The sequence below is a fragment of the Kocuria himachalensis genome, assembly GCF_054784195.1.
The window spans coordinates 193,774-212,919 of the sequence record NZ_BAAGPL010000001.1 but is presented as its reverse complement, the minus strand read 5'-3'; the positions used below and the strand labels follow the sequence as shown (position 1 = coordinate 212,919).

The 19,146-nt window shown below is 74.3% G+C and carries 15 protein-coding genes; all 15 read left to right on the top strand.

The annotated features are described in order from the left end of the window. The first annotated feature begins 191 nt into the window (after window positions 1-191). The 15 genes from dinB to ftsZ all read left to right on the top strand — a co-directional run bounded on the left by dinB (window position 192) and on the right by ftsZ (window position 19,141). Window positions 192-1,421, top strand: a complete 1,230-nt coding sequence (dinB, locus tag ACYVM4_RS00980; RefSeq protein WP_460667393.1) for a DNA polymerase IV — start codon at window positions 192-194, stop codon at window positions 1,419-1,421. Between the two features lie 55 nt (window positions 1,422-1,476). After that, the gene (locus tag ACYVM4_RS00975; RefSeq protein ID WP_368821176.1) at window positions 1,477-1,854 is read left to right on the top strand and encodes a DUF3040 domain-containing protein; all 378 of its coding nucleotides are present in this window, start codon (window positions 1,477-1,479) and stop codon (window positions 1,852-1,854) included. Window positions 1,855-2,354: 500 nt separating this feature from the next. Next, a complete protein-coding gene (gene mraZ / locus ACYVM4_RS00970; protein ID WP_368821269.1) occupies window positions 2,355-2,786 on the top strand; it encodes a division/cell wall cluster transcriptional repressor MraZ in 432 nt (143 codons plus the stop codon). Window positions 2,787-3,015: 229 nt separating this feature from the next. Further along, window positions 3,016-4,017, top strand: coding sequence for a 16S rRNA (cytosine(1402)-N(4))-methyltransferase RsmH (gene rsmH / locus ACYVM4_RS00965; protein ID WP_460667360.1), 1,002 nt, complete (start codon window positions 3,016-3,018; stop codon window positions 4,015-4,017). Then, complete coding sequence (locus ACYVM4_RS00960; protein WP_368821178.1) at window positions 4,014-4,730, top strand: hypothetical protein; 717 nt, start codon at window positions 4,014-4,016, stop codon at window positions 4,728-4,730. Before rsmH ends, ACYVM4_RS00960 begins: the two co-directional genes overlap by 4 nt. 78 nt (window positions 4,731-4,808) lie before the next feature. Beyond that, on the top strand, window positions 4,809-6,788 hold the full coding sequence (locus tag ACYVM4_RS00955) for a peptidoglycan D,D-transpeptidase FtsI family protein (RefSeq protein WP_460667359.1): 1,980 nt from the start codon (window positions 4,809-4,811) through the stop codon (window positions 6,786-6,788). Window positions 6,789-6,879: 91 nt separating this feature from the next. After that, a complete protein-coding gene (locus ACYVM4_RS00950; RefSeq protein ID WP_368821180.1) occupies window positions 6,880-8,529 on the top strand; it encodes a UDP-N-acetylmuramoyl-L-alanyl-D-glutamate--2,6-diaminopimelate ligase in 1,650 nt (549 codons plus the stop codon). Beyond that, window positions 8,526-10,127, top strand: a complete 1,602-nt coding sequence (locus ACYVM4_RS00945) for a UDP-N-acetylmuramoyl-tripeptide--D-alanyl-D-alanine ligase (protein ID WP_368821181.1) — start codon at window positions 8,526-8,528, stop codon at window positions 10,125-10,127. The genes ACYVM4_RS00950 and ACYVM4_RS00945 overlap by 4 nt, the downstream gene beginning before the upstream one ends. After that, complete coding sequence (mraY, locus tag ACYVM4_RS00940; RefSeq protein ID WP_368821182.1) at window positions 10,124-11,239, top strand: phospho-N-acetylmuramoyl-pentapeptide-transferase; 1,116 nt, start codon at window positions 10,124-10,126, stop codon at window positions 11,237-11,239. Before ACYVM4_RS00945 ends, mraY begins: the two co-directional genes overlap by 4 nt. Continuing rightward, window positions 11,236-12,762, top strand: coding sequence for a UDP-N-acetylmuramoyl-L-alanine--D-glutamate ligase (gene murD, locus ACYVM4_RS00935; protein WP_368821183.1), 1,527 nt, complete (start codon window positions 11,236-11,238; stop codon window positions 12,760-12,762). The genes mraY and murD overlap by 4 nt, the downstream gene beginning before the upstream one ends. Beyond that, window positions 12,759-13,994, top strand: coding sequence for a putative lipid II flippase FtsW (gene ftsW, locus ACYVM4_RS00930; RefSeq protein WP_460667358.1), 1,236 nt, complete (start codon window positions 12,759-12,761; stop codon window positions 13,992-13,994). Before murD ends, ftsW begins: the two co-directional genes overlap by 4 nt. Further along, window positions 13,991-15,118, top strand: coding sequence for an undecaprenyldiphospho-muramoylpentapeptide beta-N-acetylglucosaminyltransferase (gene murG, locus ACYVM4_RS00925; RefSeq protein ID WP_460667357.1), 1,128 nt, complete (start codon window positions 13,991-13,993; stop codon window positions 15,116-15,118). The genes ftsW and murG overlap by 4 nt, the downstream gene beginning before the upstream one ends. Further along, window positions 15,108-16,511 (top strand): UDP-N-acetylmuramate--L-alanine ligase, encoded by a 1,404-nt coding sequence (gene murC / locus ACYVM4_RS00920; protein ID WP_460667356.1) that lies wholly within the window; start codon window positions 15,108-15,110, stop codon window positions 16,509-16,511. Before murG ends, murC begins: the two co-directional genes overlap by 11 nt. Next, window positions 16,511-17,644, top strand: a complete 1,134-nt coding sequence (locus tag ACYVM4_RS00915) for a cell division protein FtsQ/DivIB (RefSeq protein ID WP_460667355.1) — start codon at window positions 16,511-16,513, stop codon at window positions 17,642-17,644. Before murC ends, ACYVM4_RS00915 begins: the two co-directional genes overlap by 1 nt. Window positions 17,645-17,893: 249 nt before the next feature. Beyond that, on the top strand, window positions 17,894-19,141 hold the full coding sequence (gene ftsZ, locus ACYVM4_RS00910; RefSeq protein WP_368821188.1) for a cell division protein FtsZ: 1,248 nt from the start codon (window positions 17,894-17,896) through the stop codon (window positions 19,139-19,141). Window positions 19,142-19,146 lie beyond the last annotated feature (5 nt).

Sequence of the window (19,146 nt, the reverse complement as noted above, 5' to 3'; positions counted from 1 at the left end):
ACGGCCGTCCGCGATGTCCGCCCCAGCCTATCGAAGGCCCGGTCGACGGGCCGTGGCGCTGCGCCCGGGCCGGTGCCCGCACGGCGGCCGCGATGTCCGCACCGGGAGCTATGCTGTGCCGGACCCGGGAGGAGAGCACGGTGAACGAGGAGCCGAGGGACCGGTTGGACCGCTGGCGGGCGTGCGCCGTGATGCACGTCGACATGGACATGTTCTACGTCGGCGTGGAGCTGCTCGCGGCCCCCGGGCTGCGCGGCCGGCCCGTCATCGTGGCGGGGGCGGGCGGCCGCTCCGTCGTCCTCTCCGCGTCCTACGAGGCCCGGGCGTACGGTGTCCGCTCCGGGATGCCCCTGGCGCGGGCCCGGGCGATGTGCCCGCGGGCCGTCCTGCTCGAGCCCCACCGGGACGCCTACGACGCCTACTCCCGCCGGGTCATGGCCATGTTCCGGGAGATCACCGACCGGGTGGAGCAGATCAGCGTGGACGAGGCCTTCCTCGACGTCGCCGGAGCCGTCCGGCGGCTCGGCCCGCCGGTGGGCATCGCCCGCGGTCTGCGCGCCCGCGTGCGGGACGAGCTGGGACTGACCGCCTCCGTGGGGATCGGCGCCCACAAGACCGTCGCGAAGATCGCCTCCACCCGCTCCAAGCCGGACGGCCTGCTGCTCGTCCAGCCCGAGGACACCGTCGCGTTCCTGGCCGAGCTGCCGGTCTCGGCGCTGTGGGGCGTCGGCGGGCGAACGGCCGAGACGCTCACCGGCGCGGGCCTCAGGAGCGTCGGGGACCTCGCGGCCGCCCCCGTGCCGATGCTGACCCGCCTGGTCGGCCGGGCCGCCGGCCACCACCTGCACGAGCTCGCCAACGGGCGGGACCCCCGCCCGGTCGAGCCGGTCCGGGAGGAGAAGAGCGTGGGCGCGGAGGAGACCTTCCCCCGGGACGTCGCCGACGACCGGGTGCTGCACGAGACCCTCCTGCGCCTGAGCCACCGGACCGCCTCACGGCTGCGCCGCCAGGGACTGCGCGCCCGCCGGGTGGGGCTTAAGGTGCGCTGGGCGGACTTCACGACCATCACCCGCTCGCGCACCCTGCAGCACCCCTTCACCTCGGCCCACGACCTGCTCGAGCACGGCGTGGGCCTGCTCGAGGAGCTCGGCGCCAGGCCCCAGCCGGTCCGGCTCCTCGGCATCCGCGCCGAGCGCCTGGAGCCCGCCACGGACGCCCTGCAGCTGAGCCTGGACGGCCGGGAGGAGGAGTGGGGAGCCGCCGAGCAGGCCATGGACCGGGTGCACGCCCGCTTCGGGGCCGAACGCCTCGGACCCGCCCGTCTCCTGCCGCCCGCACCACGGAATCCGGAAGGCAACTCGGAGGCTGTTGACAGCCGTGTGCGCGGTGCCAATTCAGCACCCGACGGTCTATCCTGGTAAGAGGCGGCGCCGGAACAGCCGGGGAATCCGCACCCGAAGGATGAGGAGGCATACCGTGCCACTGTCCGAGCACGAGCAACAGCTCCTGGCCCAGCTGGAGAAGCAGCTTCACGCGGACGACCCGAGGTTCGTGACGAGCATGGGGTCCCGTGCCGTCAGGGGTGCGTCCACCCGCAACATCGTTCTCGGGATCGTGATCGCCGTCGTCGGCCTGCTCGTCCTCCTGGGCGGGGTCGTCATCGACTCGATCCTGGTGGGGGTCCTGGGCTTCGTCGTGATGGGCGCGGGTGTCTACGTCGCCACCCTGCGCTCCGGCAAGCCGCGCCCCGGTGGCGAGACCGGCAAGGGCGGCCCGCCCCGCCGCTCGTCGCCCTTCCTGCAGAACCTCGAGGAGCGCTGGGACCAGCGCAACTCCGGAGGCCCGTCCTCCTGACCGGCACCGAGCCGGCCGCAGGGCGCCCAGCGCAGGGCGCCCAGCGCAGGGCGCCGCCCGGTCCCGCCGCCCCGGCCCGATCCCTCCACCTCCCACCACCGTGCCGCCGCACAACGACGTCCAGGGTCCGACCAGCTCCCCGGTGCACCGCCGGGGAGCTTTTTCGTGCCCCGCGAGCACCGCGGGCGGCGCCCTCCACTGTCCTCCCCACCGCCCGCCGCCGGTGCCGGGCACGGCCTGCCACGGCGTCCTCCACTGTCCTCCCCGCTGCCCCCCCGCCGGTGTCCGGCACGGCGCACCGCTCGGTCCTCCACCGTCCTCCCCACAGCCCTCCACCGGGGTCCCGCCCGCCCACCTGGGGCGACACCGGCCACGGACCGCGGGTACCGCGCCACGCCGCCGCGGCCGGGCCCCGCGTTCGTTGACCGGGGAGTGAAGTGGAGTAAAGTGGGGCGAAGAGATGGATCTGGGAGAACTCTCGGGCTGGAGAGGCGGTGAGCATGTTTCTCGGAACGTACTCACCCCGTCTCGACGAGAAGGGCCGCCTGATCCTGCCGGCGAAGTACCGGGAGGAGCTGGCGGAGGGACTCGTCCTGACCCGTGGTCAGGAACGGTGCCTCTACGTGTTCAGCGTCCGCGAGTTCGAGCGGGTCCACGAGCAGCTGAGGGCGGCACCGCTGTCCTCGAAGCAGGCCAGGGACTACATCCGGGTCTTTCTCTCGGGCGCCTCGGACGAGGTCCCGGACAAGCAGGGCCGAGTCACCATACCGCCGCCGTTGCGGGACTACGCCGGGCTGGGCCGGGAGCTCGCCGTCATCGGCGCGGGCACTCGGGCTGAGATCTGGGACGCCCAGGCGTGGAACGACTACCTGAACGAGAAGGAGGCCGCCTTCTCCGAGACCGAGGAGGAAGTGGTGCCCGGGCTCTTCTGAGCACAGGGCCGCCGAGACCACCCGCGGAGCACGCGGAGCCGCTTCCCGGATGAGATCTCCAGCCGCACAGCCGTCACCGTCCTGACTCACCTTCCCCTGAGCCAGGCCGGATTCGAGGGACGGCCAGCGGATGGGGTTCTGATCCTGGAAGGCCCGCCGCCGCACCACGGCGTCGACCGGCGCCGGCCACCGAAGACCGAACCACCGTCGACCGCCGAAGAGAGGGCCCATGGCGCAACGCCCAGCCGAGCAGCTCCACGTTCCCGTGCTGCTCGAGCGGTGCCTCGACCTGATGGCTCCCGCGCTCGGCGAGGACGGCGCCGTGGCGGTGGACGCGACGATGGGCATGGGCGGTCACTCCGAGGCGCTGCTGCGGCGCTTCCCCGGACTGCAGCTGGTGGCCATCGACCGGGACCCGCAGGCGCACGAGCTGGCCGGCGCGCGGCTCGCCCCGTTCGGGGACCGGTTCCACCCCGTGCACACGACCTACGACCGGATCCCGGAGGCCCTCGGCCGGCACGGGTTCGACCACGCGGACGCGGTGCTCTTCGACCTCGGGGTCTCGTCACTCCAGCTCGACGAGCGCGAGCGCGGCTTCGCCTACTCCTACGACGCCCCCCTCGACATGCGCATGGACTCCACGGCCCCCGTCACGGCCCAGGACGTCGTCAACGAGTACAGCGAGGAGGACCTGCGCCGGATCCTGCGGGACTGGGGCGAGGAGCGCTTCGCCGGCCGCATCGCCCGCGCGATCGTGGCGCAGCGGGCCAGGACCCCGCTGCGGACCACCGGCGAGCTCGTCGAGGTCGTCCGCGCCGCCGTCCCCCAGGGAGCCCAGCACCGCAAGGGGCACCCGGCGAAGCAGACGTTCCAGGCACTGCGGATCGAGGTCAACGAGGAGCTCGACGTCCTGCGCCGGGCGATCCCCGCCGCGCTGGACGCCGTGCCCGTCGGCGGCCGCGTCGTGGCCATGAGCTACCACTCCCTCGAGGACCGGATCGTCAAGCAGGCCTTCGCCCGCGGTGCCGCCTCGACGGCGCCGAAGGGCTTCCCCGTGGAGCTCGACCAGCACAAGCCCACCCTGCGGGTCCTGACCCGCGGGACGGAGACCCCCACGCCCCGGGAGATCGACGAGAACCCCCGTGCTGCCTCCGCGCGCCTGCGCGCGGTGGAGCGCATCCGGGAGCACACCCCCCCCACAGCACAGAACGCGCAGAGGTACACGGCATGAGCGGAACCGGACTCCAGCGACGCCCGGCACGCCCGGCCTCCCCGCGCGCAGGCATCGGTGCCTGGGCCGGGCGTCGCGGGCAGCGCCCGCCGGTGGAGGGCACCTCCGCCCGTCAGCTGAGCACCCCGGCCCCGCACACGGAGGAGCCATCCGGGTCCACCCGGGCCCCTCTGTCCGTGGTCCCGGGCCGGGCGCGGCGCCAGCGGTTCTCCACCGTGGTGCTCAGCCTGGTGGCGCTCGTGGTGGCGCTGGCCTCCATCCTGGTCCTGAACATCCAGATCTCTGGCGGCCAGTACCGGCTCGTGGAGCTGCGCGCCCAGGAGCAGGCCCTCAGCCAGCAGAACGAGGCGCTCACCCAGGACCTCGAGTTCTACAGCGCCCCGCAGAACCTCGCGGTGATGGCGACGGACCTCGGCATGGTCCCCGCGCAGGGCTCGGGCACGGTCGACCTCACGGACGGGACCGTCGAGGGCGATCCGCTGCCCGCGCAGCCCCAGGAGAACCACGAGATCCTGGTCGACCACGCCCACCAGACCGGCTCCGAGGCGGCGGACCGCGCCGCCCAGCGCGCCGAGGACCGCGAGCGGGAGAAGTCGGAGCAGGAGCGGGAGGACGCCGAGCGCCGGGCCCGCGAGGACGCGGCGCCGTCCGGCGCCGCGGAGGCCGACGGCGGCTCCCTCTCGGCCCCGCCGCAGCGCACGCCCGGGGAGTGACCGGGGCACCGGCCCCCGCACCCGCCGGCAGCAGCCCCCCGGACATCTCCCAGTCGCAACCAGGAACGAGGCAGACACGTGGCACGCGCACGCTCGACGTCCGACGCCCCCCGCGCCCGCGGCATCGGCCGCAGCCACATCGGCGTCGTCCTCGTGCTCGGCCTGCTGGTGGTCCTCGGGATCCGCCTCGTGTGGGTGCAGGGCTTCGACGTCGCCGGCCGGGCCGAGGCCGCCGCGGGGGAGCGGTCCCGCACCGAGGTGGTCCCCGCCCTGCGCGGTGAGATCCGGGACACCCACGGCAACGTCCTCGCCCGCACGCTGCAGCGCTACGACGTGACGGTCGACCAGTCCCTGGTGCGCGAGTTCGAGCGTCCCCTGGCGGACGGCACCACGGAGACCGTGACCCCCACCCAGGCGGTGTACCAGCTCGCCGACGCCCTCGAGCTCGAGGACGCCGAGGTCAAGGACGCCCTGGACGGCGACAAGCAGTTCGAGTACGTGGCCCGCGGGGTCACGCCCGAGCAGTGGAACACCGTGCGCGAGCTGGGCCTGCCCTACGTGTACGGGCAGCCGTCGTCCGACCGCATCTACCCCAACGGGCCCGTGGGCGGCAGCGTGGTCGGCTTCATGGGCGGGGACGACGAGGCGCTCGGCGGGATCGAGCAGACCCAGGACGAGCTGCTGCGCGGCACGGACGGGAGCCGGACCTTCGAGATCAGCGCCGACGGCGTGCGGATCCCGGTGGCCCCCCAGGAGGAGAGCCCCGTGGAGGACGGCTCCTCGGTGCAGCTGTCGATCGACAGCGACGTCCAATTCTTCGCCCAGCAGGCGGTCACCGAGCGCGCCGAGGAGCTCGACGCCGAGTGGGGCACGGCCGTGGTCATGCGGATTGAGGACGGCGCGGTGCTGGCGCTGGCCGACTCCTCGACCGTGGACCCCAACGACATCGGCTCCGCGGAGGCCGAGGACCTGGGGGCCCGGGCCGTCACCCAGGCGGTGGAGCCCGGCTCCACCCAGAAGATCCTCACCGCGGCGGCCGCCGTGGAGGAGGGCGTGGCCACGCCGCACACGGAGGTCACCGTGCCCCCGTTCCTGGAGATCGAGGGGCAGAAGATCACCGACGCGTTCGACCACGGCGAGCAGCGGCGCACGTTCGCCGGGATCATCGCCGACTCGATGAACACCGGCACCGTCCTGGTCGGCGGCAAGCTCACCCCGGAGCAGCGCCACGAGTGGATGCAGCGCTTCGGCGTGGGCGAGACCACGGGGATCGAGCTGCCGGGGGAGTCGCCCGGCATCCTCACGAGCGCGGACCAGTGGGACGTGCGCCAGCAGTACACCGTGCTCTTCGGCCAGGGCGTCGCCCAGACCCCGCTGCGCACGGCGACGATCTTCCAGGCCATCGGCAACGGCGGGGTCCAGGTGGAGCCCCGTGTCGTCGAGTCCGTCGTCGCCCCCGACGGCACCAGCACCCCGGTCGAGCGGCCCGAGGGCGAGCGGATCGTCTCCGCGGAGACGGCGGAGCAGGTGCTCGACATGATGGAGGTCACCGTCACGCAGGGCGGCGCCAAGGAGGCCGCAGTGGAGGGCTACCGCGTGGGCGGCAAGACCGGCACCGCCGAGGCCCCCAGCCCGGAGGGCGGCTACGACGGCTACACCACCTCCTTCGTGGGCGTCGCCCCCGTCGAGGACCCCCAGTACCTCGTGGCGGTCACGCTGCAGCGGCCCCAGGGCAACGTCCGTGCGATCGGCACCACTCCCACCTTCAGCAAGATCATGGGACAGGTGCTGCGCCACTACGACGTCCCGCCCTCCACCACCGACCCCGTGGAGATCCCGCTGCGCACTGACGGTCCGGAGGAGACGGACGAGGCCGAGGGGACGGCCCCGGTGGACACCCCGCCGGGCGTCGAGGCGCCCGAGGACGGCGGCGCCACGGACGGTGCCGCCGACAGCGCCGGGGCCCGCGCGGCGGCCGGCGCCGAGGCCGGGACCAGGGCCGCCGGAGGCGGCGCTCCCGCCCCGGCGGCGTCCCGGCGGGCCGACGAGGGCGACTAGACTTCCATATCGCCGTGCCCGGCCACCCCCCGGGCTCGCCCCCCGCTCCCGGCGGACCACCCACCCGCCGCCCAGACCACGAAGGACGTTGATGGACGCGACAGCCCAGCAGGGACACGACGCGCAGACGATGCGCCCCGCCCGGCCCCGGCCGCTGAGCCTCGCGGAGACCGCCCGGCTCGCGGGCGGGACGGCGCCGTCCCGCGCCGTGGACGTCACAGGCATCTCCCTGGACTCCCGGGAGCTGCGTCCCGGCGACCTCTACGCGGCGCTGCCCGGCGCGCGCACCCACGGCGCCCGGTTCGCCGCGGCCGCCGAGCGCTCGGGCGCCGCCGCGGTGCTCACCGACGCCGAGGGCACCCGGATCCTCCGGGACGCCGGCATCCGGCTGCCCGTGGTCGAGGCCCCGGACCCCCGCCGCTCCGTGGGCGCGATCGCCGCGCGCGTCTACGGCTCCCGGCCGGAGGACGGGACCGCCCCGGCGCTGTTCGCGGTGACCGGCACCAACGGCAAGACGACCACCACCTACTTCACCAACTCGGTGCTCCGCGCCCTGGGCCGGCGCACGGGCCTGATCGGGACGATAGAGATCCTCGCGGGCGACGAGTCGATCCCCTCCCGGCTCACCACCCCCGAGGCCCCGCACGTGCACGCGCTGCTCGCGCTCATGCGCGAGCGGGGCATCACGGCGGCGTCCATGGAGGTCTCCTCCCACGCCCTGCAGTTCCACCGGGTGGACGGGGTGCGCTTCGACGTCGCCGGGTTCACCAACCTGACCCAGGACCACCTCGACCTGCACGGGTCCATGGACGAGTACTTCGCGGTCAAGGCCCAGCTGTTCACCCCGGAGCGGACCCGCCGGGCGGTCGTCGTGGTCCAGGACGAGGACGACGTCTGGGGCCTGCGGATGGCCGAGCACGCGCGGGAGCAGCTCGGCACGGACCTGGTGGACACGATCGCCCTGCGCGGCGGCGTGCCGGGGGACCGGGACGCCGGACCGGGCCGGCACGGCGCGGACTGGACGCTGACCACCCTGACGCGCCGCGGCATCGGCCACTCGTTCGCGCTGCGGCACCGGGACGGCCGGACGCTGACCGTGTCCACGGCGCTGCCGGGCGACTTCAACGTGGCCAACGCCGCGCTCGCCGTGGTCATGGTCGTGGCCTCCGGGGTCGACGTCGCCGACGTTCAGCGCGTCCTCGACGAGGCGGACCCCCTCACCACGGACGTGCCCGGGCGGATGCAGCTCATCGGCACGCAGCCGACCGCCGTCGTCGACTTCGCGCACAACCCGGACGCCCTGCGCCGCGCCCTCGCCGCCGTCGAGCCGCCCGACGAGGAGGGCCGCGTCATCGTGGTCTTCGGCGCCACGGGGGAGCGGGACCGGTCCAAGCGCCCGATCATGGGGGAGATCGCCGCACGCCACGCCGACGTCGTGATCGTCACCGACGACGACCCGCACGACGAGGACGCCGGCGCGATCCGCGCCGAGGTCGCCGCCGGGGCGTTCGCGGCCCGGGACGCCGGCGCCCGGGCCCAGGAGGTGCTCGTGCTCGAGCCCCGGACCGTGGCCATCCGCGCCGCGGTGGCCATGGCCGGGCGCGCCGACTCCGTGCTCGTGGCCGGCCGCGGGCACGAGACGGTCCAGGAGATCCGGGGCGTGGACCACCCGCTGGACGACAGGGAAGAGCTGCGGGCCGCGCTGGCCGACGGGCAGCAGGACCGTTGGGAGAACCGATGATCGACCTCACCGCCGCACAGCTGGCACAGATCACCGGCGGGCGCGCCGTCGGCGCCGCCGCCGAGGCGGCCGCCGTCCGCCACGTCGCGACCGACTCTCGCGAGGCGCGTCCCGGGACGCTGTTCGTCGCGAAGCCGGGAGAGGTCACCGACGGCCACGAGTACGTGGGCGCCGCGTTCGCCTCCGGCGCCGTCCTCGCCCTCGTCGAGCGCGAGGTCGCCGACGCCGCGGGCGTCACCTACCCGGGCGTGCTGGTCCCCGACGTGGTGGAGGCCATGGGCCGGCTGGCCGCCTGGGTCGTGGCCCAGCTGCGCGCCGACCACGAGGTGAAGGTCATCGCCGTCACCGGCTCCGTCGGCAAGACCACCACCAAGGACCTCCTGCGTGGCATCTTCGCCGCGGAGGGCCCCACGGTCGCGCCCCGCGGCTCGTACAACGGAGAGGTCGGCGTGCCGCTGACCGTCTTCGAGGCCGCGCCGGACACCCGGTTCCTCATCATCGAGATGGGCGCCACCCGGATCGGCAACATCGACTACCTGTGCCGGATGGTCCGCCCCGACATCGGGGTGGTGCTGTGCGTGGGCTCGGCCCACGCCGGCGAGTTCGGTGGGGTCGCCAACATCGCCCGCGCCAAGGGCGAGCTCGTCGAGTCCCTGCGGGCCGACGGGGTGGCGGTCCTCAACGACGACGACCCCCTGGTCCGCCAGATGCACCGCCGCACCGCGGCACCCGTGCTGTTCTTCGGGGAGTCCCCGGCGAACGCGCTGCCCGACGTCCCGGCCGCCCGGGTGCACGCCTCCGCGATCCGGCTCGGGCCCGGCGGCAGCCCCGAGTTCCGCCTGCACTTCCCCGACGGCTCCGAGCAGCAGATCGTCTCCCGGCTCATCGGGGAGCACCACGTCTCCAACCTGCTCGCGGCCGCCTCCGCGGCCTTCGTGGCCGGGGTCGCCCCCGAGCGGATCGCGGCCTCGCTCACCGCTCAGGGCGCCGCGAGCCGGTGGCGGATGGAGCGCACCGAACGGGCCGACGGGGTCACGGTCGTCAACGACGCCTACAACGCCAACCCGCAGTCGATGCGCGCCGCGCTGCAGACCCTGGCCCAGCTCGGCCGCGGCTCCGGGGGCTCCGCGCCCCGCCGCACGTGGGCGGTGCTCGGCGGCATGCTCGAGCTCGGCGACAGCACGGTCGAGGAGCACGACGCCCTGGGCCGCATGGTCGTCCGGCTCAACATCTCCAAGCTGATCGCGGTCGGCGACCTCGCCCGGCCGGTGTACGACGCCGCCCAGCTCGAGGGCTCGTGGGGCAACGAGGCCACCTGGGCGGCGACCCCGGAGGACGCCGAGGAGATCCTGCGGCAGGAGCTCGCCCCCGGCGACATCGTGCTGTTCAAGTCCTCCAACGCCGCCGGCCTGCGCATCCTGGGGGACCGGGTGGCCGCCGACGCCGGGGACGGCGCCGCCGGGCCCGCCCCGGGCAACGACGCCCCCGCGCACGGCGACCACTGGCTCTCGGCCGGCCCCTTCGTCAACGCCGCCCTCGACCCGAGCGGGAGGCCCGCCGCCGCGGGACCCTCCGCGGAGGGGAACGAGCCGGCATGATCCAGATCCTCATGGCGGCCTGCTTCGCCCTGGTGCTGTCCCTCTTCGGCACCCCGGCCTTCATCAAGTTCCTCGCCCGGCGCGGCTACGGCCAGTTCATCCGGGACGACGGGCCCACCAGCCACCACACCAAGCGCGGGACCCCCACCATGGGCGGCGTGGCGATCCTCGGCTCCGTGGTGGCCGCCTACGCGCTGACGCACCTGATCTCCGGGATGCTGTGGCCCTCCTACGGGGGCGTCAGCCTCTCCGGGCTGTCCGCGCTGCTGCTGATGCTCGGCATGGGGTTCGTGGGGTTCATCGACGACTACAAGAAGATCGCCAAGAAGCAGAACCTCGGGCTCAGCCCCGTGGGCAAGATCGTCCTCCAGGGCCTCATCGGCACCGCGTTCGCCCTGCTCGTGCTGCTCGTCCCCGGTCCCCAGGGCACGACCCCGGCGTCCTCGGCGATCTCCGTGACCCGTGACACCTCCCTGGACCTCGCGTTCGCGGGCACCGCGGTCGGGGCCGTCCTCTTCGTGGTCTGGGTGAACCTGATCGCCACCGCCACGACCAACGCCGTGAACCTCACCGACGGCCTCGACGGCCTCGCCACCGGCGCGTCCATCCTCGTGTTCAGCGGCTACCTGCTGATCGCCATGTGGCAGAACACCCACCTGTGCGGATCCGTGGCCCAGGGGGTCTGCTACGAGGTGCGCGACGCTGCCGACCTCGCCCTCACCGCCGCGGCCCTGGTCGGGGCCCTCGTGGGCTTCCTGTGGTGGAACACCTCCCCGGCGAAGATCTTCATGGGCGACACGGGCTCCCTCGGCCTCGGCGGCGCGCTCGCCGCGTTCGCCGTGCTCACCCGCACCGAGCTGCTGCTCGTGCTCATCGCCGGGCTGTTCGTGATCATCACGGTCTCCGTCATCCTGCAGGTCGGCTACTTCAAGCTCTCCGGCGGCAAGCGCATCTTCAAGATGGCGCCGCTGCAGCACCACTTCGAGCTCAAGGGCTGGAACGAGGTGACCATCGTGGTCCGCTTCTGGATCATCGCCGGGCTGTTCGTCGCGGCCGCGCTCGGCGTCTTCTACGGCGACTGGCTGCTCTCCCACGGAGGAATGATCCAATGATCCACGCGAGCAACGACAACCCCGTCCTCGACCGACCGCGCCTGGCCGGGCTCACGTCGTGGGACGCGGACTGGGCCGGGCTGCGCGTGGTCGTCGCCGGCATCGGCGTGTCCGGCTTCGCCGCCGCGGACACCCTGATCGAGCTCGGCGCGCTCGTCGTCGTCGTCGACGGGGCGGACACCCCCGAGACCCGGGCGAAGGCCGACACCCTGCGGATCGTGGGCGCCACCGACGTCCTGCTCGGGGAGACGGCCCAGGGGACCGTGCCCGACGTCGAGGGCGCCCGCCCCGAGCTGGTGGTCACCTCCCCGGGGCTGCGGCCCGACCACCCCCTGCTGGCCGCCGCGGCCGCAGAGGGCATCCAGATCTGGGGAGACGTGGAGCTCGCCTGGCGGGTCCGCGAGCGCGCCGGGCGGCGGACCGCCGAGTGGGTGTGCATCACCGGCACCAACGGCAAGACCACCACGGTCGGGATGACCGCGTCGATCCTGCAGGCCGCCGGGCTCACCGCGGCCGCCGTCGGCAACGTGGGCACCCCCGTCCTGGACGCGCTGCGCGACCCGGTCGAGCACGACGTCCTCGCCGTGGAGCTGTCCAGCTTCCAGCTGCACTGGACGTCCTCGATGTCGCCGCTGGCGTCCGTGGTGCTCAACGTGGCCGAGGACCACGTGGACTGGCACGGCGGCTACGAGAACTACGTGGCGGACAAGTCCCGGATCTACGAGCACACCCGGGTGGCCTGCGTCTACAACGCCCAGCAGGCCGAGACGGTGCGGATGGTCGAGGAGGCCGACGTCGTGGAGGGCTGCCGCGCCGTGGGCTTCACCCTCGAGACCCCCGACGTCAGCATGCTCGGCGTCGTGGAGGACCTGCTCGTGGACCGCGCCTTCCTCGACGACCGCCGGGAATCCGCCCTCGAGCTCGCCTCGATCACCGACACCGGCCCCCTCCCCACGCCCCACGGCGTGGCCAATGCCCTGGCGGCCGCGGCGCTGGCCCGGGCGGCCGGCGCCCCGCCGGAGGCCGTGCGGGAGGGGCTGCGCGCCTGGGAGCCCGGCGACCACCGGATCCAGGCCGTCGCCACGACGCACGGCGTGCTGTGGATCAACGACTCCAAGGCGACCAACCCGCACGCCGCCGACGCGGCCCTGACCGCGTTCGACTCCGTGGTGTGGATCGCCGGCGGCCTGTCCAAGGGCGTCTCCTACGACCGGCTCGTCGCCCGGCACGCCGGCCGGCTGCGCACCGTGGTGCTCATCGGCACGGACAACGACTCGCTGCTGGCCGCGCTCGCCGCGCACGCCCCGCAGGTCCCCGTCCTGCGGACCGCCGAGCGTCCCGGTCCGGGGACGGGCGACGCCGTGATGGGCGAGGCCGTCCGGCTCGCCCACGAGGTCGCCCAGCAGGGCGACACGGTGCTGATGGCCCCGGCGTCCGCCTCGATGGACCAGTTCGACTCCTACGCCCACCGCGGTGACGCGTTCGTCCGGGAGGTCGCCGACCTTGTGGGACGGCTCTCGTGACCCAGGTGCAGGACCGGGCGGGACTCGCGCAGACGGCCCGCGGCTCCCTGGGCGGGGCGCGCCGCTTCTGGCGGGCCCTCGTGGACGGTCCGCTCATCCACTCGTACTACGCGCTGGCCGGCTCCGTGCTGCTGCTCACGGCCATCGGCATCATGATGGTCCTGTCCGCCTCGGCCGTCGAGTCCATCTCGGCGGAGGAGTCCGCGTACTCGTACTTCGTCAAGCAGGCCACCTTCGGCGGGATCGGCGTGGTCCTGATGTTCGCCCTGTCCTTCGTGCCCACCGCCTGGTACCGCCGGGGCGCCACCGGGCTCCTGGTCCTCGCCGTGCTGCTGCTCATGCTCGTCTTCACCCCGCTCGGGCAGGAGATCAACGGCAACCGCAACTGGATCCTGGTGGGCGGGCAGACCTTCCAGCCGTCCGAGGCCGCGAAGCTCGCCGTCGCGGTCTGGCTCGCGATGGTCCTCGCCCGGCAGGGCGACGCCGTGCGGGACTGGCGCCAGGCCCTGTGGCCGTCGGGGCTGGGCATCGGGGTCCCCGCCCTGATGATCGTGCTCGGCGACGACGTGGGCACGGCGCTGGTCTTCGTGCTGATCTACGCGGCCGCCCTGTTCTTCGCCGGGGCGCCCCTGCGGCTGTTCGCGCTCGCCGCCGCCGGGGCCGCGCTGATCGGGACGCTGGCGGTGGTCACCGCGCCCCACCGCGTGGACCGGATCACCGGCTGGCTGTTCGGCGAGTGCGGCGCCACCGACGCCTGCTACCAGGCCCAGCAGGGGCTCAACGCCCTCGCCTCGGGCGGCTGGTGGGGCGTGGGCCTGGGCCAGTCCCGGCTCAAGTACAACTACGTCCCCGAGGCGCACAACGACTACATCTTCTCGATCATCGGCGAGGAGCTGGGCCTGCTGGGCACGGTGCTGATCCTCGCCCTCTTCGCGGTCATGGCCCTGGCGATGGCCCGCGTCATCCTGCGCGCCCGCAGCAGCTTCGTCCGGATCGCCACCGCCTGCATCGTGACCTGGCTCGTCGGCCAGGCGTTCATCAACATCGGCATGGTCACGGGAGTGCTGCCCGTGATCGGCGTCCCCCTCCCGTTCATCAGCTACGGTGGGTCGTCGCTGCTGATGAGCCTCGCGGCCGTCGGCGTCGTGATGTCCTTCACCCGGCTGCCGCGCCGGATCCAGGTCCCCACCCGCACCCCTCGCCCCCGCACCCTGAACGAGGATCGCGCATGACACCGTCCGAACCCACCCCCGGAGGCCGCGCGCCGTCGGTCCTGCTGGCCGGCGGGGGCACCGCCGGGCACGTCAGCCCCCTCCTCGCCGTGGCCGCCGCGCTGCGGGAACAGGCCCCGGAGGCACGGCTCACGGCGGTGGGCACGGCGTCCGGGATGGAGACCCGGCTCGTCCCGCAGGCGGGCCTCGAGCTCGAGCTCGTGGACCGGGTGCCGCTGCCGCGCCGGCCCTCCGTGGACCTCGTCCGGATGCCCGGGCGGCTCCTCGGCGCCGTGCGGCAGGCCGGGGAGATCCTGGACCGGGTCCGGCCCGACGTGGTGCTCGGCGTCGGCGGATACGTCTGCACCCCCGTCTACCTCGCCGCCGCCCGGCGCGGCCTGCCCATCGTGGTGCACGAGGCCAACGCCCGGCCGGGCCTGGCCAACCGGGTGGGGGCACGCTGGGCCAGGACCGTGGCCGCCGCGTTCCCCGGCACCCCGTTGCGCGGGGCCGTGACCGTCGGCATGCCCATGCGACGGGAGATCTCCCGCCTGGACCGGGAGGCGCTGCGCGCTGAGGCCCGCCGCTCCTTCGGGCTCGACCCGGGCCTGCCCACCGTCGTGGTCACCGGCGGCTCCTCGGGGGCCCTCGCCATGAACCGGACCGTGGCCGGGGTCGCCGAGGAGGTCGCCGCGTGCGGCTACCAGCTGCTCCACGTCACCGGCCGGGGCAAGCAGCTCACCCGGGACGACGGCGCGCCGCTGAGCGCCCCGGGCTACGTGCAGGTCGAGTACGTGGACGACATGGAGCGCGTCTACGCCGCCGCGGACCTGCTGGTGGCCCGCGCCGGCGCCGCAACCGTCTCGGAGGTCGCGGCCGTCGGCCTGCCCGCCGTGTTCGTCCCGCTGCCCGTCGGCAACGGCGAGCAGGCGCTCAACGCCGCCTCCCTCGTGGCGGCCGGCGCGGCGCAGCTCGTCGCCGACGACGCGTTCACCCCCGACTGGTACCGCCGGCACGTGCACCCCCTGCTGGCCGACCCCGACCGGCTCGCGGCGATGGCCGCCGCGAGCCGCGCCCACGGCGTGCGCGACGCCGACACCGTGCTGGCACGGCTGATCCTCGAGGAGGTCCCCGGTGAGCGCTGAGCACGAGACCGACCCCGGCCGGCTCGGCCGGGTCCACTTCATCGGCATGGGCGGCGCGGGGATGTCCGCCGTCGCGAAGCTCATGCTGGCCCGCGGGATCCCGGTCAGCGGCTCCGACCGCCAGGACTCCCCGGCGCTGCGCCAGCTCCAGGACCTGGGCGCCACCGTGTTCGTGGGCCAGCGCGCCGGCAACGTCGACGGGGCGCAGACCGTGGTGGTGTCCACCGCGATCCCGCTCGAGGACCCCGAGTACTCCGCCGCCCGGGCCGCCGGGCTGCGCGTGCTCCACCGCTCCGAGGCGCTCGCGGCCGCGATGCACGGCCGCGCGGTCGTCGCCGTGGCCGGCACGCACGGCAAGACGACCACGAGCGCCATGGCCGCGCTCGCGCTGCACACCGCCGGTCTGGAGCCCTCCTGGGCCATCGGCGCGCACGTGGCCGACCTCGGCTCCAACGCGGCCCTCGGCGCGGGCCCGTGGTTCGTGGCGGAGGCCGACGAGTCGGACGGCTCCTTCCTGGCGTACGGGCCGCGGATCGCCGTGGTCACGAACATCGAGCCCGACCACCTCGACTTCTACGCCTCCCGCGAGGCCTTCTTCCGGGCCTTCGACCAGTTCGCCGCGACGCTGCCCCGGGACGGGCTGCTCGTGGCCTGCCAGGACGACCCGGGCTCGCGGGCGCTCGCGGAGCGGCACCGGGCCGCCGGCGGGCGGGTCGTCAGCTACGGCACGGACCCGGGGTCCGACGTCCGGGTGCTCCCCGGGGAGGCCGACGGGCTCCGCACCACCAGCACGCTGCTGCTGGGCGAAGGCGCGGACCGCCGCGAGGAGCGGCTCGAGCTCGTGGTGCCGGGCCGGCACAACGTCCTCAACGCGACCGCGGCCTTCTGCGTGGCCCTCGAGGCCGGCGTCCCGCCCGCGGACGCGGTGCGCGGGCTGGCCGGGTTCCACGGCTCCGCCCGGCGCTTCGACCTGCGGGGCGAGGTGGACGGGGTCCGGGTCTTCGACGACTACGCCCACCACCCCACCGAGGTGGTGGCAGCCCTCACGGCCGCCCGGGAGGTCGCGTCCGGGCACCGGGTGATCGCGATCTTCCAGCCGCACCTGTTCTCGCGCACGCGCGAGTTCGCGGCCGAGTTCGCCGACGCCCTCGCGCTGGCCGACGAGGCGCTCGTCATCGACATCTTCGCCGCGCGGGAGCAGCCGGTCGAGGGCCTCACGAGCGAGATCGTCACCGACCGTGCCCCCGCCCACGTCCGCTACGTGCCGGACGGCGCCGACGCGGTCGCCCAGGCCGCGCAGGCCGCGCGGCCCGGGGACCTGGTGCTCACGGTGGGCGCTGGGGACGTCACCGCCCTCGGCCCCCGGCTCGTGGACCGCCTCGGAGTCCGCTGATGAGCCGGCACGGCCGCCCGCACCAGCCCCGCTCCGGGAACTCCGCCGGGGACGGCGGCGCTCCCGGTCCCGCCGAGGAGACCGTGCCGGACCCCTCCCCGGCCCCCACCTCGGAGCGCGTCCCGGAGCGGGTCCCCGGACCGCCGGGGAGCCCCGGTCCCGGGAACCCGCCCCGGTCCGGGAGCACCGCCGCCGGCGGGGCCGTGCCGCAGGGCGGGCGCGTGCGCGTGAACGACGGCACCAAGGTCACGCCCCTGGCCGACGAGGACGACCTCGAGGAGGTCCCGGCCGCCGGCGGCCGGTTCAGCGCCTGGCGGCGGCACCGGCAGGAGCGCGCCGCCACCCGGACCCTGACCGCCTCACGGCTCCCCCCGGAGGACGAGCCCGCCCGGGCCGGTTCCACGGCGGTCGGAGCCACGGTCGTGACCTTTCCGGCCTCACCCGGGGCCCGCCGCCGGCGCCGCCGGATCGGCGCCGTCCTCGGCGTGCTCGCCGCCCTCGCGGTGCTCGCCGGCGTCCTGTTCCTCTCCCCGGTCCTCGCCGTGCGGGACGTCACGGTGCGCGGCGCCGAGCTGGCGGACCCGGCCCGCGTCGAGTCCGCGCTCGACGTCTACCGGGGCGTCCCCCTCACCCGGATCTCCAAGGACGAGGTGCGGGACCGGGTGGGGCAGATCCCGCAGGTCCGTTCCATCGAGGTCCTGCTCGAGCCCCCGCACCACCTCGTGGTGGCGCTGCACGAGCGCGTGCCCGTGGCGGCGATCGAGGACGGCGACGAGTTCGTGGTCGTCGACTCGGAGGGCGTGGAGCTGATGACCGCCGGCTCGGCGGCGGAAGCGGGCGTCCCCGTCGTCACGGGCGGGCGCGACGTGCTCGAGAGCGAGCGGTTCGAGACGATCTCCGACGTGCTGGCCGCCCTGCCCGAGTCCGTGCTCGCCCAGCTGCGCACCGCCTCGGCCGAGTCCCTGTCCTCGGTGGAGCTGGTCTTCACCGACGGACGCACGGTCGTCTGGGGCACGGCCGAGGACAGCGAGCTCAAGTCCCAGGTGCTGCGGGAGCTCGTCGAGGCGCGCGGCTCCGGCAGCGGGGTCGAGACCTACGACGTGTCGAGCCCGACGCGTCCCGTGGTGCGCTGACGGGCCGGTCAGTCCCTCACGTTGCACCGGAGGTCGAGAGTGTGGCCGAAGGACCGCACGACCTGCGGTTTTGGCGAAAAGTGTCGAAAGCGGTATGGCTTGTCGTGCAGGTGGTCCCCGTCATTGTTAGGCTTGACCCCGACATCGAACCCGCCGGGGGAGCAGCCGACGGCCTGAGATTCGACCTTCGATCGAGGGTTGAGGAACGGCTCGCGATCCCGGACCCGAACCATCTCGAGTTAGGTACCCATGGACTCCTCCACCCCCCAGAACTATTTGGCCGTCATCAAGGTCGTCGGAATCGGCGGCGGCGGCGTCAACGCCGTCAACCGGATGATCGAGGAGGGGCTGCGCGGCGTCGAGTTCATCGCGATCAACACGGACGCGCAGGCCCTGCTGATGAGCGACGCCGACGTCAAGCTCGACGTCGGGCGCGAGCTCACGCGCGGCCTGGGTGCCGGCGCCAACCCCGACGTCGGACGCCAGGCGGCGGAGGACCACCACGAGGAGATCGAGGAGGTCATCAAGGGGGCCGACATGGTCTTCGTGACCGCCGGTGAGGGCGGTGGCACCGGGACCGGTGGCGCCCCCGTGGTCGCCCGCATCGCCCGCTCCCTGGGGGCCCTGACCATCGGTGTCGTCACCCGCCCGTTCACCTTCGAGGGTCGCCGCCGGTCCAACCAGGCGGAGAACGGGATCGAGACGCTGCGCGACGAGGTCGACACCCTCATCGTGATCCCCAACGACCGGCTGCTGTCCATCTCCGACCGCAACGTGTCCATGCTCGACGCCTTCAAGTCCGCGGACCAGGTGCTGCTCTCCGGCGTGCAGGGCATCACCGACCTGATCACCACCCCGGGCCTGATCAACCTCGACTTCGCCGACGTGAAGTCCGTGATGCAGGGCGCCGGCTCGGCGCTCATGGGCATCGGTGCCGCGCAGGGCGAGGACCGTGCCGTGAAGGCCGCCGAGCTCGCCATCGCCTCGCCGCTGCTGGAGGCCTCCATCGACGGCGCCCACGGTGTGCTCCTGTCCATCCAGGGCGGCTCCGACCTCGGCCTGTTCGAGATCAACGAGGCCGCCCGCCTGGTGCAGGAGGTCGCGCACCCCGAGGCGAACATCATCTTCGGCGCGGTCATCGACGACGCCCTGGGCGACCAGGCCCGCGTCACGGTCATCGCCGCGGGCTTCGACTCGGTGAGCCCGGAGACCAACGCGAACAACACCAACGCGGCCGCCCAGCAGGCGGCGACCACGCGCGCGGCCTTCGGCTCCGGCGCCGGCCAGCCCGCCGGCCTGGGCCGCGCCCCGCAGCGCGGCGGCGCCCCGTCCTTCAACCAGCCCTCGACCGCGCAGCGGTGGGCCCAGCCGGTGCAGAACGACGACGTGCCCGACGACGCCGGCTTCGACGTCGACCTGCCCGCCGAGGCGGAGGCCGGCGCCGCGACGGGCTCCGGGCGCAAGGACTCCCTGGACTTCCCCGACTTCCTTAAGTGAGTTCG

Coding starts and splice junctions, on each gene's coding strand:
- ACYVM4_RS00960 (WP_368821178.1), top strand. CDS start 4,014: ATGAGCGGAACCGGACTCCAGCGACGCCCGGCACGCCCGGCCTCCCCG.
- mraZ (WP_368821269.1), top strand. CDS start 2,355: ATGTTTCTCGGAACGTACTCACCCCGTCTCGACGAGAAGGGCCGCCTG.
- ACYVM4_RS00950 (WP_368821180.1), top strand. CDS start 6,880: ATGGACGCGACAGCCCAGCAGGGACACGACGCGCAGACGATGCGCCCC.
- mraY (WP_368821182.1), top strand. CDS start 10,124: ATGATCCAGATCCTCATGGCGGCCTGCTTCGCCCTGGTGCTGTCCCTC.
- dinB (WP_460667393.1), top strand. CDS start 192: ATGCACGTCGACATGGACATGTTCTACGTCGGCGTGGAGCTGCTCGCG.
- murD (WP_368821183.1), top strand. CDS start 11,236: ATGATCCACGCGAGCAACGACAACCCCGTCCTCGACCGACCGCGCCTG.
- ftsZ (WP_368821188.1), top strand. CDS start 17,894: ATGGACTCCTCCACCCCCCAGAACTATTTGGCCGTCATCAAGGTCGTC.
- murG (WP_460667357.1), top strand. CDS start 13,991: ATGACACCGTCCGAACCCACCCCCGGAGGCCGCGCGCCGTCGGTCCTG.
- rsmH (WP_460667360.1), top strand. CDS start 3,016: ATGGCGCAACGCCCAGCCGAGCAGCTCCACGTTCCCGTGCTGCTCGAG.
- ACYVM4_RS00945 (WP_368821181.1), top strand. CDS start 8,526: ATGATCGACCTCACCGCCGCACAGCTGGCACAGATCACCGGCGGGCGC.
- ACYVM4_RS00915 (WP_460667355.1), top strand. CDS start 16,511: ATGAGCCGGCACGGCCGCCCGCACCAGCCCCGCTCCGGGAACTCCGCC.